This window comes from Marinobacterium lacunae (assembly GCF_000705555.1).
GTDB lineage: Bacteria > Pseudomonadota > Gammaproteobacteria > Pseudomonadales > Balneatricaceae > Marinobacterium_D > Marinobacterium_D lacunae.
In genome coordinates this window covers 40793-55258 of sequence record NZ_JMQN01000029.1, presented here as the reverse complement: position 1 = coordinate 55258, position 14466 = coordinate 40793, and the positions used below count along the sequence as shown (strand labels likewise).

10 protein-coding genes are annotated in these 14466 nt (G+C 58.5%); 1 reads left to right on the top strand and 9 read right to left on the bottom strand.

Annotation, left to right across the window (positions count from 1 at the left end; translation table 11 throughout):
• Positions 1-67 precede the first annotated feature (67 nt).
• Positions 68-913, top strand: coding sequence for an alpha/beta hydrolase family protein (locus ADIMK_RS10415; RefSeq protein WP_036187426.1), 846 nt, complete (start codon positions 68-70; stop codon positions 911-913).
• Between the two features lie 323 nt (positions 914-1236).
• On the opposite strand, the gene etfB is transcribed toward ADIMK_RS10415, so the two are convergent.
• From etfB to ADIMK_RS10370, 9 genes are all read right to left on the bottom strand, one after another.
• On the bottom strand, positions 1237-2031 hold the full coding sequence (gene etfB, locus ADIMK_RS10410) for an electron transfer flavoprotein subunit beta (protein WP_036187423.1): 795 nt from the start codon (positions 2029-2031) through the stop codon (positions 1237-1239).
• Complete coding sequence (gene etfA, locus ADIMK_RS10405) at positions 2021-3262, bottom strand: electron transfer flavoprotein subunit alpha (protein WP_036187420.1); 1242 nt, start codon at positions 3260-3262, stop codon at positions 2021-2023. The genes etfB and etfA overlap by 11 nt, the downstream gene beginning before the upstream one ends.
• Entirely contained in the window at positions 3262-5253 is a 1992-nt protein-coding gene (locus ADIMK_RS10400; RefSeq protein WP_081849752.1) for a (Fe-S)-binding protein, read from the bottom strand. The genes etfA and ADIMK_RS10400 overlap by 1 nt, the downstream gene beginning before the upstream one ends.
• Before the next feature lie 188 nt (positions 5254-5441).
• Entirely contained in the window at positions 5442-7517 is a 2076-nt protein-coding gene (dgcA, locus tag ADIMK_RS10395) for a dimethylglycine demethylation protein DgcA (RefSeq protein WP_036187417.1), read from the bottom strand.
• A gap of 84 nt (positions 7518-7601) precedes the next feature.
• Positions 7602-8141 carry a 4-vinyl reductase gene (locus ADIMK_RS10390; RefSeq protein WP_036187414.1) on the bottom strand — a complete coding sequence of 180 codons (540 nt, stop codon included), beginning with the start codon at positions 8139-8141 and terminating at the stop codon, positions 7602-7604.
• Between the two features lie 45 nt (positions 8142-8186).
• Positions 8187-9164: a dipeptidase gene (locus ADIMK_RS10385; RefSeq protein WP_036187400.1), complete on the bottom strand. Its 978-nt coding sequence runs from the start codon at positions 9162-9164 to the stop codon at positions 8187-8189.
• 249 nt (positions 9165-9413) lie between these two features.
• Positions 9414-10553, bottom strand: a complete 1140-nt coding sequence (gbdR, locus tag ADIMK_RS10380) for a choline metabolism transcriptional regulator GbdR (protein WP_036187398.1) — start codon at positions 10551-10553, stop codon at positions 9414-9416.
• A 291-nt stretch (positions 10554-10844) separates the two neighbouring features.
• Positions 10845-12257: an L-serine ammonia-lyase gene (locus tag ADIMK_RS10375; protein ID WP_051692846.1), complete on the bottom strand. Its 1413-nt coding sequence runs from the start codon at positions 12255-12257 to the stop codon at positions 10845-10847.
• Positions 12258-12380: 123 nt separating this feature from the next.
• The gene (locus ADIMK_RS10370) at positions 12381-14459 is read right to left on the bottom strand and encodes a putative bifunctional diguanylate cyclase/phosphodiesterase (RefSeq protein WP_036187395.1); all 2079 of its coding nucleotides are present in this window, start codon (positions 14457-14459) and stop codon (positions 12381-12383) included.
• Between the last annotated feature and the right edge of the window lie 7 nt (positions 14460-14466).

Here is a 14466-nt window from a genome sequence, read left to right as displayed (position 1 = left end):
TCTCTACCATCAAGGCCATGAGTGATGCTCATGGCCTTTTTTATCGCCTACAGACAACGGCCAACCGATGAAACGCCCGACCCGCAACGCCATCGCAACCTGCCTGATCACGCTAATGCTTCAGGCCTGCGCCTCCATCCCCTCGCCCGAGGCGCGCACCGAGCACGCCAGCGCACTGGCGCAAGAGCAGGGCCTGAAGCCGATCACGCTTAAGGCAGGGCAGTTTGAACTGAAAGGTTTTTCAGGTGTAACCACTGCCCGAGCTGAGCGCCTGAGGGTCTATATCGAAGGGGATGGTCTGGCCTGGATAACGCGTTCTCGCCCATCGCCAGACCCAACACCGGTTGATCCGCTGGCGTTGAGACTCGCCCTGCGCGATAGCAGCGCTCAAGTGATCTATCTGGGACGCCCGTGCCAGTATCAGCCACATGCCAACTGCCCCGCCCGCTATTGGCTCGGTAGCCGGTTTGCACCCGAGGTTGTGAACGCCTACAACGAAGCGTTGAACCAACTCAAAGAGGAATACAGCGCCAACCGCCTGACACTGATCGGTTACTCGGGAGGCGGTGCCATCGCAACACTGCTGGCCGAGGCCCGTACCGATGTGGATCGACTGGTAACCATCGCGGGCAACCTCGATACAGACTATTGGAGCGACTACCACCGTATTACGCCGCTCGTTGGATCACTTAACCCCGCTGACAACAGAGCGCGCCTTGCCAATGTCGAGCAGTGGCATTTCGTAGGTGAGCACGACTCGATTATCCCCCCCGCTATGACGCGCCGCTTCGTCACCGGCCTGAACAGCCTGCGTCCTGTGCATATGACTATCATCCCCGGATATGACCATCACTGCTGCTGGACCGAACGCTGGCCTGCCCTGCTGGACGAGATGCAAGACGAAAGCCCGTAAGTAAAAAAAGCCCCCGGGGACGGGGGCCAAAGGATTAGAACCGTGATTGCTCCGGGGTGCACCGGAGACTTGAGGAACAGCCACAGCCGAAGGGTAGATCGGCCACGACGTTTAACAGGGGATATATTTCGCAATCGGCATACAGAGGTGAGGCTGTCTGGCTTCATTTGAAATATGGGTTCATTGTGCCCCCAACAAACCACCCTCATCTATTCACAATCGCCTCAGGCGTTGCCGAACGCGACATGAAACCGGCTATCGACACACAAAAAAGGCGCAGGCCGAAGAAGATCCGACCTGCGCCTTCGACTATTGCGCGCCCGTTAGCGAATAACGCCCTCTTCCAGCAGCAGGTCGAACACCGCCTGCGCCATTTCGCTGGCCGGCTTGTCGCGCAGGACCTTACCGCCATCGCCAGAAGACTTGGCTGTCGCAGCCTTGAAGCGGTCGGCAGCGGTTTTGGCCTTGACCACCTTAAGACGCTTAGGCCGTTTACGGGCAGGCGCCTCGCTCCAAAGCGACTTGACCTCATCGAGGATCTCGACACCGACATCGTCCGTCTCCATCTGTGCACGGCTGGCGGGGCCAAAGGCGCTCTGACGAGGTGCCTGAGCGGCCATATCGACACTGGCGACAAAGGGTAGCGGCACACGCAATGCGCGACGCTGACCGCGCGGCAGCGCCTGCAGCAGGTTGGCTTCGCCATGATCGATGCTGACGATCTCGGCGATTCGCGTCACCACAGGCCACCCCAACGCCTTGCCCAGCAGGTATGGCATCATGCCGGATGACTCGCCGCTTTCAGCCCGTACACCGGTGAGCACAATATCCGGCTTCTGCTGATTCAGATAGTGGCTCAGTGCCGGTACTGCATCGGCACCTTCACCCTGCTCAAGTACGCGAAGCATCTTAAGCCCCATACCGGCATAGGCACGCAGCGACTCTGACTGTGGGTTTCCCGCGTGCAGTACTTCGAGCCCCTTGGGCGACAGTGTCAGCCCCATCTCCACGGCACGGGCATCCTGCTCGGCGCGACGCTCCCGACCAGAGCCCGGGTGTTTGCCGAGCGAGACAAGCGCGGTGATGCGCAGGTTCAAATTCTGTTTATCAGGCTGCATGTTCGAGCACCTCCAGACGATGCGCCTTGGCCAGTCGGATCAGCTCCGCCAGCACCTCACTGCTGTCGGCAATTACACTGAGAGCCGCACGCTTGACCATGTCGCAACCGATATCAGTATTGATGGCGATGACCTTGTCGCATTGGCCGATACCCTGTAGATGCTGGATAGCACCCGAGATACCCACGGCCACATACACCCGTGCGGTCACCCAGGTACCGGTAGCGCCCACCTGACGGAACCTTGGCATATAACCATCGTCCACCGCCACACGGCTCGCCCCTTCGGTAGCGCCCAGCACTTCCGCCGCCTGATGGAACTGAGCCCAGTCGCTGACGCCGTTGCCCGCCGACAGGATGAACTCCGCTTCCGCCAGCGGGATAGCGTTGGGATCAACCGCCACCTGACCGCAGTCGCGTATCCGGGCCTGAGCGGAAACCGTCGCGTCGAGCTCGACCGCCAGCACTTCATGACGGGTCTCGTCGATCGGTTCTGCGCACTCTTCAGCCAATAGCAGCAAGCGCGGCGTCTGGCGGGTAATATCGCGGGTACCGCCGGCGGCGCGACAGATGGTCTGCTCCAGACCCACTTGCCAGGCCTGTGTTGCCGGTCGCTCACCCAACTCGGCTGCCAGACGGCAGCCGATTTCAAAGCCGGCTGCAACGCTATCAGGCAGCAGCCAGTGACGCGGCGCGAAGGTCTGTTCAACCTGCGCTAGCGCCGCCACGCGCAACTCCGGCGAATAGCCCTCGTACTCATCGCTCTGCAGATGCAGCAGGCGATCAACACCCGCCTTGTCGAACGCCTCTTCTCGATACTCACCGAAGACAATGGCCAGTACAGCACCGCTGCCACCGATCTCGGCAATCAGCTTGTGAGCCTGCCCCAGCACATCGCGATCATGGCCACTCAGACGGCCACCCACCATGTCGGGCACCACCGCGATGTAGTAATCGGGGTTCTCCACACGATGCAGCGGCAGTTCCACCTCTTTGGCCGCGCCTGCTGAGCGACGTCCACCCGGAACCACCGGAGCGTTGCCGTTCATGCGGTCGATACGCTTGATGCCATTCGGGCCAATAAAGCCGACCGCATGGGGATTACGCCGAATCAGGCCGGACGGACCACGCATTTCGGCCGGGCTTGCCTGCATTGTCTGGTGCAGAGGGTGCAACCGGTTGCGGGCGATCCACTCCGCGCGCGGGTCGCGACGGATAATATCCTCACTCATCAGATCACCTCCTCAACCAGCGGCTTTTTTGCCGGTTTATTCTGCTCGCGAGAGTCTTTGCGCTGTACACCAGACTTGACCGGTGCTGCATCCTCGATCAGCGCGTCGGCCACGAGCTCCGCGATATCCTTCACTTCAGCACGGGGCTCGACGACACCTTCGAGCATCGCTGTACACTGCTGACAGCCCACGGCAACCAGCTCGGCGCCAACTGCACGAACCTCTTCCATACGCATATCGGCAATACGACGCTCACCCGGAATATCGGTGATCGGTGCGCCACCACCGCCGCCGCAGCAACGGGAACGGAAACCGGAGCGCTCCATTTCGGCCAGCTCGATACCCAGCTCTTTCAGCAGCTCGCGCGGAGAGTCGTACTCGCCGTTGTAACGGCCCAGATAGCAGGGGTCGTGATAGGTCACGGTGCCGCCTTTGTACTCGCTAAGATTGAGCACCTCAGCCTTGACCAACTCGTTGATGAAGGTGGTGTGATGCAGCACCTCATAGGTCGGCTTCTGGCCGGCCGGATAGAGATCCGGATACTCGTTCTTCAAGCAGTGGAAAGCGTGCGGATCGGTGGTCACGATGCGGTTGAACTTGTACTGGCTCATCGCCGCGATATTGCGCCTGGCCAGACTCTGGAAGGTGGCATCGTCGCCCAGACGACGGGCCACATCACCGGAATCGCGCTCTTCATCACCGAGTACGGCGAAGTCTACCTTGGCCGCCTTCAGCACCTTCACGAACGCGCGCAGGATACGCTGGCTACGCATATCGAAAGCACCGTCGGAAACCCAGAACAGCACATCAACCTCTTTCACGTCCTTCATGACGCGCAGGTTCTGGTCGGCCGCCCAGTTCATCCGGCTACCCGGATTGAATCCGCTGGGGTTGTCGGTGGCGATCAGGTTTTCCAGCACCTCGGCACCCTTGTTCGGCGTGCTGCCCTTCTCCAGCGTCAGGAAGCGTCGCATGTCGACGATCGCATCCACGTGCTCGATCATCATCGGACACTCCTCGACACAGGCGCGACAGGTGGTGCAGGACCAGAGGGTATCGGGGCTGACCAGACCTTCGGTGATCGACAGGTTCGGACCGCCGACGGCGAAGCCCACATCCCTGCCCGGATAGGGGCTACCGGCAAACTTGGCGTCAGAACCGCCGGCCAGACCCACCACCATATCCTGGATCAGCTTCTTCGGGTTCAGCGGTTGACCGGCCGCAAACGCCGGGCACATCGCCTCGCACTTACCGCACTGTACGCAGGCATCGAACCCAAGCAACTGATTCCATTTGAAATCGGTCGGCTTCTCAACACCCAGTTTTGCAGCGTTCAGGTCGACCGGCTTGAGACCGGTTGAACGCCCCCCACCGAAACGCTCCGGACGGCGGTGAAATGCCAGATGCAGGGCGCCGGCGAAGGCGTGCTTCATCGGCCCGCCCCAGGCCATGCCGAACACCAGCTCACCCAAGCCCCAGACGATACCGGCCGCCAGTACGACAGCCAGCACCCAGCCACCGAAGTCCGTCGGCAGTATTCCGGCAGCCGGCAGCGTAGCGATAAAGAAGCTGACAGCGAACATCAGCAGGCTCTTGGGCAGGCGCATCCATGGCCCTTTCGACAGGCGTGCAGGCGGATTGCGACGACGCTTCCAGACAAAGAAGCTGCCGACAAACATCAGCACCAGAGCGCCCAACAGCGCGTAGCTGAGCCAGCGGTTTTCGATACCGAACAAGTGCACGGCCAGAATCAGCACCATCGACAGCACAAAGCCGCCTGCGGTCGCCACGTGGGTCTTGGACATGTACTTGTCACGTTCGACTACATGGTGCAGATCCACCAGGTAGCGGCGTGGCATCGCCATCAAGCCCGAGAAGAAGTTGACGTTCTCCGGCTGACCTGCGCGCCACAGGCTGATCCGCTTGAGCATACCGGCCACAGCCAGCAGCAGCGCTGCGGAGATCAGAATGGGGAGTAACCAATCGAGGATCATGATGAGCCCTCTCGAATTAACCTAGGCATGTACGTGGCAGCGATATCCGACGGCGGCGAGCAGGTGGTTGCGGGCTGACCCTCGCCGGTATGGATGCCGGCGCGGAGCCCCCAGGGATGGGTTCACGGCGTGTCAGCACGTGACCACCTGCTTGTCGCCTAACCGTCGAAGCTGCCAACCGGTGCTTACAGATCCTTACATAGACGCAGCGCGTCGTAGATCGCAGCGTGCGTGTTGCGCTGGGACACACAATCACCCAGACGCCAGAGGATCATCCCCTCGCCCTGCTCGCTCAGCTCTTCATTCAAGCAGGGCTGCGGCTTGATATCGAACAACGCTTCGTTGTCGATCTGACCCTTGTTGCGGGACTCGGCCTTCAGCTCGTAGTACAGCGCTTCGTTCGGACGGATGCCGTTTTCGACCACGATCTGGTCGACAACGCGCTCTTCCCTCTGACCGGTGTACTCGTTCTCCAGTACCGCGACCAGCTTGTCACCTTCACGGTAAACCTTCTCCAGCATCAGATCAGAGGTCATGATCACCTCCTTCTCATACAGGCTGCGGTAGTAGGTCGGGAAGGTAGTACCGCCGATGCCGACTCCCGGCTTGATATCGTCGGTCACCAGCTCAACCATGGAGCCTTTGGAAGAGAGGTAGTCCGCTGCGGACATACCGGAGAACTCACAGATAGTGTCGTAGATCAGCACGTTTTTGCCCGGCTCGACAACGCCATTGATCACATCCCAGCTGGAAACAACCAGACCTTCAGCAGCGCCCCAGTGCGGGTTCTGCTCCAGGAACGGCGTACCGCCGGTGGCCAGGATGCAGACATCCGGCTTCAGATCGCGAATCATGTCGGCATTGGCCGCCGTGCCCAGACGGATATCCACGCCCAGGCGCTCAAGCTCCATGGCCATCCAGCGGGTGATACCGGCCATCTGATCGCGCTGCGGTGCTTTCGCCGCGATAGTGATCTGACCACCCAGCTCTTCGGCTTTCTCGATCAGAGTAACGTTGTGACCGCGCTCGGCTGCCACACGGGCCGCTTCCATACCGCCAGGACCACCGCCGACGACGACGACCTTGCGGATCGGACCAGTGGTTTTCTCGATGATGTGCGGCAGGCCCATGTACTCACGGGAGGTTGCGGCGTTCTGAATGCAGAGTACGTCCAGACCCATGTACTGACGGTCGATACAGTAGTTGGCACCGACACACTGACGGATCTGGTCGACCTGGTTCATCTTGATCTTGGCGATGAAGTGCGGGTCAGCAATGTGAGCACGGGTCATACCGACAAAGTCGACGTAACCGGCTTCCAGGATACGCTTGGCCTGGTTCGGGTCCTTGATGTTCTGCGCGTGGATAACCGGGACGGAGACCACCTCTTTGATGCCCGCCGCCAAGTGCAGGAACGGCTCCGGCGGATAGCTCATGTTCGGGATAACGTTGGCCAGGGTGTTGTGGGTGTCGCAACCGGAGCCAACAACGCCGAAGTAATCGATCAGACCGGTAGCATCGTAGTACGCCGCGATCTGCTTCATGTCGTCGTGGTTCAGACCGTCCGGATGGAACTCGTCACCGGTAATACGCATACCGACCACGAAGTCCGGACCGACCGCTTCACGCACGGCCTTGGCTACTTCCAGACCGAAACGCATGCGGTTTTCGAAGGTGCCGCCCCACTGGTCGGTACGCTTGTTCACACGCGGCGACCAGAACTGGTCGATCATGTGCTGGTGCACGGCGGACAGCTCGACGCCGTCGAGACCACCCTCTTTCGCACGTACCGCGGCTTTCGCGAAGTCGCCGATGACGCGCCAGATCTCTTCCTCTTCGATGGTCTTGCAGGTCGCGCGGTGTACCGGCTCACGGATGCCTGACGGCGACATCAGGTTCGGCCAGTTCTCACCGTCCCAACGTGAGCGACGGCCCATGTGGGTGATCTGGATCATGATCTTGCCGCCATGCTTGTGCACGGCATCGGCCAGATTCTGAAAATGGGGGATGATACGGTCGGTGGACAGGTTCACCGAGCTCCACCAGCTTTGGGGGCTGTCGATGGACACAACGCTGGAGCCGCCGCAGATACACAGGCCACAGCCACCCTTGGCCTTCTCTTCATAATATTTGACGTAACGATCTGTGGTCATACCGCCATCGGTGGCATACACCTCGGCATGGGCGGTACTGACGATACGGTTACGGATGGTCAGCTTGTTGATGTTCAACGGCTGGAACAGGACATCGAACTGCGACATGGTTCACCCCAACTTTCTAAGGGCCTGCGCCGCCTCTGGGCAACGCAGGTATTGTGCTCTTGTTATGCGCTGATCAGCTCAGCACTATTGTTTCGCTACGGGCGTCACTTCGAAGATGCCGTAGTCACAGCCCTCTTCAGCGGCGCTCTGGGTCTGTTCGGCACGGGTACGTACCGGGTAACCCAGGCTTTCGGCAATCTGATCCATGGCGCCGGCAAACCAGCCGGTGAACATGTAGTCGACCTTGCGATTCACCTTGCCGTACTGATAGACGAACGCGGAGTTCTCCAGTCGCACGCGGGCGCGGCCGCTCTCCAGATCCAGCTCCTCGATGATGAACAGACCCCAGCCACGCTGGGACAGACGCTTCATGTAGTGTTCGAACACCTCGCGACCTGAGATACCGTGTGCTTCGGCTTCCTTTTCACACCAGTAATAGGCGGACTTGTAGCCGGCCTTGTAGAGGATCTCGGCGTAGCGTTCTGCGCCGATCTCTTCCTCGATACCCATGTGGTTGTTGACGAAGAAGTGACGCGGCACATACAACATCGGCAGCGCATCGGTGGTCCATACGCCGGTTTCGTCATCTACGAGGATCGGCATTTCAGGTGCATGAGTACCCATTACGTTTGACTCCAAATCGAATTCTGTTTTTTAAAAAAGGTGGGGTTACTCGCCCCAGACATCTGCCAAAACGCGCACCCAGTTCTCGCCCATGATCTTGCGCACCTGGGTTTCGCTGAAACCGTCTCGCAGCAGTGCGTCGGTCAGGTTCGGGAACTCACCCAAGGTACGAATGCCTTCCGGATTGACGATCTTGCCGAAGCTGGTCAGGCGACGAGCGTAGCCCTTGTCGTGGGTCAGCCACTCGAAGAACGGCTGGCCGTGGCCTTGTGTGAAGTCGGTGCCGATGCCGATCTGGTCTTCACCGACAATGTTGAAGACGTAGCGGATCGCTTCTACATAATCTTCGATGGTGGAGTTGATACCGTTCTTGAGGAAAGGGGCGAACATGGTCACGCCAACGAAGCCACCGTGATCGGCAATGAACTTCAGTTCTTCATCGGACTTGTTGCGCGGATGCTCTTTCAGACCAGACGGCAGGCAGTGGGAGTAACAGACCGGTTTCTTGGACTCCAGGATCACCTCTTCCGAGGTTTTTGCGCCAACATGGGACAGGTCACACATGACACCGACCTTGTTCATCTCGGCAACTATTTCGCGACCGAAACCTGAGAGGCCGCCATCGCGCTCGTAGCAACCGGTGCCGATCAGGTTCTGGGTGTTGTAGCACATCTGCACCACGCCCACGCCCAGGTCCTTGAACGTCTGTACGTATCCGAGCTGATCTTCGAACGCATGAGCGTTCTGGAAGCCCATGATGATCCCGGTCTTGCCCTCAGCCTTTGCACGGCGGATATCGTCGGTGCTGCGCACTTTCAGAACGAGATCCGAGTTCTGCTCGATCAGACCATTCATCTCGACGATATTGTTAACCGTCGCCTGAAAACCTTCCCACACCGATACGGTGCAGTTCGCCGCCGTCAAACCGCCACGACGCATATCTTCAAACAGCTCACGGTCCCACTTGGCGATAACCAGTCCGTCGATAACGATGGCATCTTCATGCAATTGTGCTGAGTTCATCTCTCCACCTATTCGTAGGGTGTTCTATTCAGCGGTCAGAATAGGGGGAAAGATCGAGCCGAATTGTTCTAAAAGCGTCACCGGGCTGACGTAAAGCGTAGTGATTCGCGACGCTGTGAATATTTTTTAAAGACCCAGACTTACCCCGCTACCAAAGGCATTTGGAGCGATCTTCGAGCATGTCGGTATGAGGTAAAACAAAGCCGCCGCTCCCGGGAGAGCGGCGGCTTGTGCAGAGCAGAAACAGGTTTACTGAAGCGTTACCGAGCCGTAGGTCGGTTCGAACTGTGCCTCGCTGAGTGCGTGCATGGCCAATGCGTTGGCGGCAGGCCCGGCCTTCTGGTTTAGACCGGGCAGTGCTGTGGTAACCAGCGGTGCAATAGTCTGTGTACGCTCCTGACTGCGCATGCCTGAGCGCTCCTCGCGGGGCGGGATACCGATATGTTCGCGGTAGCACTTGCTGAAGTGCGGCGTAGAGACAAACCCGCAAGCCGCCGCAATCTCGATGATCGACATGGAGGTCTGCTTCAACAGCTGTCGCGCACGGAACAGGCGCAGCTTCAGGTAGTACTTGGACGGCGAGCATTGCAGATATTTCTGGAACAGGCGCTCCAGCTGGCGACGGGAAAGCCCCACATAGGACGCCAGTTCATCCAGCTCAATCGCCTCTTCAATGTTGGCTTCCATCAGCGCGACGGCCTCAACCAGCTTCGGCTGAGTGGTGCCCAGTACATGTCGCAGAGGGATACGCTGGTAATCGGATTCGTTGCGCACACGGTCGCAGATAAACATCTCGGAGATACCGGCGGTCAGCTGGTAGCCGAAGTCGCGTTTGATCATGTTCAGCATCATATCCAGCGGTACTGTGCCACCGCTGCTGGTCATACGGTCACGATCGATTACGAACAGATGGTTGGTGCAGCGAACCTTCGGGTAGGCCTCCTGCAGGGACGCAATACACTCCCAGTGAGCACTGCAGTCGTAACCGTTGAGCAGCCCGGCTTCAGCCAAAAGATAGGGGCCGGTGCAAACACCACCGATCAGAATATGTTTGCGCGCCAGCGACTGCAGCCAGGAGATCTGCTTGCGGCTGTAGCTGCGCGTAATGTTAACCCCGCCCACAACGATCAACGTATCGAGCAAAGGCGCTTCCGCCATGGAGCTATCCGGCGTGATGCGGATGCCGTCACTGGCCATCACCTGCTCGCCATCTTCACTGATGGTATGCCAGTTATAGAGTTCGCGACCGCTCAGCTGATTGGCCATGCGCAACGGCTCTACCGCTGAGGCAAGCGCAATCATGGTGAAATTGTTCAGAAGGAGAAACCCGATGTTGCGGGTCTTGTGTTTAACGGCTGAGGCCTGAAAGGCGGAGTTGATCTCAGACATGTGCGCTAACCCCATTTTGGACTATGCGGGGCACTAGCAACTGCTGTGCCTATTATATTTATATTTGGACTTGCCTGAGCCGTGATGTCGCTTATAGATATGTGGGCGACGGAATCAGCCCAATCACCCTCAAACCCACGCCACCCGTGCTTTAGAGACCAGCAAACTATAGTCTAAACGGGGTAAAAAGCGACCCCCTGATGTCGTTTTTTGCATCTTTTTTTACACTAATGCACCAACTTGGACACAACCAAATTTATGCAACGAGCGCGTAAAAATAAGCTTTAGTAATCAACACTCAACAGCGTTCACCGGCAACGCGACGTGGGTCAGATCAATCGCATTAACGGCCAATCCACCGCGTGAAGTCTCTTTATATTTGTCCTGCATGTCACGACCGGTATCCCTCATGGTGCGGATAACCTTATCCAGCGAAATGAAGTGCTCGCCGTCGCCGCGCAGTGCCATCTGAGCGGCGTTGATCGCCTTCATCGCCGCTATCGCGTTGCGCTCGATACAGGGCACCTGCACAAGGCCCGCCACGGGATCACAGGTCAGCCCCAAATTGTGCTCCAGCGCGATCTCCGCTGCATTTTCCACCTGCTCGGGCGTACCGCCTAGCACCTCGGTCAACCCGGCTGCCGCCATGGCACAGGCAGAGCCTACCTCTCCCTGACAACCGACCTCGGCACCGGATATCGACGCATTTTTCTTGCACAGTGCGCCAATAGCAGCCGCCGCCAGCAGGAAGTTCATCACGTCATCATCCGTCGCTTGTTCCTTGAAGCGCATGTAATACATCAACACTGCCGGCACGATACCGGCTGCACCATTAGTGGGCGCGGTTACCATACGCCCACCGGCAGCGTTTTCTTCGTTTACCGCCAGTGCATACAGATTCACCCAATCCATGGCGCTAAGCGTGGTGCTGATCACGTTGCCAGCAGACGCCTGCTGCAGCGAGCGATACAGAGACGGAGCCCGCCGACGCACCTTGAGCCCCCCCGGCAAAATCCCCTCGTTCTCCAATCCGTTGGCGACACACTCCTGCATCACCTTCCAGATGCTGTCGACGCCGTCACGAATCTCGCTGTCATTGCGCCAGACCCGCTCGTTCTCCAGCATCAGTTCGCTGATCCGCAAACCGTTCTGGCGACACAGCGCCAACAGCTCGACAGCACTGTTGAAGTCGTACGGCAGCTCTACCTGCGGCACCAGATGCGCCGTGGCGGTCGCTTCACTCTCATCGAGTACAAAGCCTCCACCGATGGAGTAGTAGGTGTTCTGGTACAGCTCGCCGATATCGCCAAATGCGGTCAAACGCATGGCGTTGGGGTGGTAAGGCAGCACCTCGTCGACAAACTGCATGTCGCGATTCCAGTCGAATTCGATCCCCTCTCCGCCGGCCAGTGACAGATACTCGGTTTCCCATACGGCCTTGACGGCAGGTTCGATTCGGCGGGGGTCGATGCTATCGGGCGACTCGCCCATCAGGCCCATGACGGTAGCCTTGTCGGTGCCGTGACCGACACCTGTGGCGCTGAGCGATCCGAAGAGTTCCACTTTCACACGACGTACGGAGGGACGAACGCCCTGCTCCGTCAACTGCTGTACGAAGGCCAACGCCGCACGCATCGGTCCGACGGTGTGTGAACTGGAGGGGCCAACCCCGATCTTGAAAAGATCAAAAACACTGATACCCATGACGCTCTCCGAGGCACTCTGCCTTCAACAGGGGAATTACGAGCGCCCATTATCGGAGCGGCGGTAGCAGCGTACATGTCACACAGCGACGTCAGCAGGCACAGAATCGACCGATAGCGACAATCAAACCGGGCTGTCTTCGTCCTGATTGTAACCTTCGATGATAGGCTCGATCTCGGCAGGCGGCAGCGGGCGACTAATGTAATAGCCCTGAATTTCATCGCACCCCAGCGCGCGCAAGAGCTCTAGTTCTTCAGCGCTTTCAACCCCTTCAGCGATCACCCTCATCTCTAGACTCTCGGCGATACCGAGCACTGCTTTTACGATCCCCTGATCCGCCTTATTGCCGAGCAGGTTTCGCACAAAGGCCTGATCGATCTTGATGAATTCGACATCGAACTTCTGCAGATACTCAAGCGACGAGTAACCGGTGCCGAAATCGTCAATTGCGACCTTGACACCCTGCTCCTGCAGTTTGGCCAACAACTGCAGGACCCTTTCCGGGCTTTCCATCGCCACACTTTCGGTGATCTCGACGTCCAGATACTCTGTCGGCAACCCCGCCTTCTTGAGCATACGGCCCAGTTTGTCGGCCAAACGCTCATCACTGAACTGACGTGCCGACAGGTTGATACCCATGCGCAACTGCACACCCTGCCGGTGCCAGCGCGCTGCCTGACTGATCGCCTCTTCGGCCACCCAGTAACCGATGGCATGTATCAGCTCCATCTGCTCGGCGATGGGAATAAACTCCATCGGCGGGACAAATCCCATCTCAGGATGTTGCCATCGAATCAGCGCCTCCACGCCCACGACCCTGTTCAATCTGAGATCAAACTGCGGCTGGTAGAACAGCGTGAACTGGCCGCGCTCCAGCGCGTAGCGCAGCTCCGATTCGATGTAGAGCCGGCGTGCAAAGTTTTGCTGACAACTCTCGTCGTATACCTTGAACCGACTACTGCCAGATTGCTTGGCAACCAGCCGCGCCTGAATTGCGGCACTGATCAGATGATGGGAATCGGTGGCATGTTCAGGGCTCAGCGCAATGCCGATACAGGTTTCCATGAAGACCAGCTGGCCGTCGAGCTCATAGGCCTCGTTCATGCGTGCCTGCAGTGTCTCAACCCAGCGTACCAGTGTGGTCACCCCCTCCACTTCCGGTATCAGAACAGCAAACTCGTCAGCGCCCAATCGCGCCAGTGAATAGAAGCCATAGGTCGCGGCATTGAGCCGCAGCGAGAACAGCTGCAGCAGCTTATCGCCAGCGGCCTGCCCCAACGAATCGTTGATCATGTGGAAGCGGTCGATATCGATGGTCACCACCGCGCAGGGTACTTTTGAGTCGAGCTCATCTTCGACCAGCGAGTAAAACTTCACTCGATTAGCCATACGAGTCAGCGTGTCAAAATCGCGCTGAAACTCCACGGTCTGCGAGACGGTGTAAAAGTCGGTTATATCCTGCAAAACGCACAGGATACTCTCTGGAGAGGTTCGACGTGCGATTGCACGTATACGCCTTTCACCCTCATCGCCTGAGAGGTCGTGCTCGAACGTCACCTTGTTCTGAATACCCTCAGCCACTTCACGCAGCTGAGCCGATACGTACTCGACCTGCTCACCCACGACCCGGTTGAGATACCCTTCGATGCCCAGATTCCTCACCGGATCGGGTAGCCCAAACAGCTCGATCAACCGGGATGACCAACTGAGCCTGTTGAGCTTCGGATCCCATTCAAAAAATCCGAGACGCGCCACCTCCTGCGCCTCGCTTTGCAACATGCGCACCTTATCCAACGCCTGCGTCATGCGATAGGTGCGCAACGAGTAGCGCACTCTGGGGATTAAGAGTGCCCAGTTGATCGGTTTGGTGACGAAATCCGTGGCGCCGCAACTGAACGCCCGATCTATCGCTTCCATGTCGTCCAACCCCGTCAGCATCACCACCGGCAGGTTGCGATCCAGTGCACGTAAGGTGCGACAGACGGCATAGCCGTCGACATCCGGCATCACCACATCCAGCACCACCAGATCAGGGAGCGGATGTGTACTCAGGTAGTCCAGCGCCTCCTGGCCACCGCAGGCCTGATACACGTCGTAGCCCTCTTTGCGCAATATCTTGACCAGCGCCAGTCGCGTCGACAGGTCATCGTCAACCACCAGAATGCGACTGTCTGCGGTACCCAGGGTATCAAGCTCTACCAACTTATAT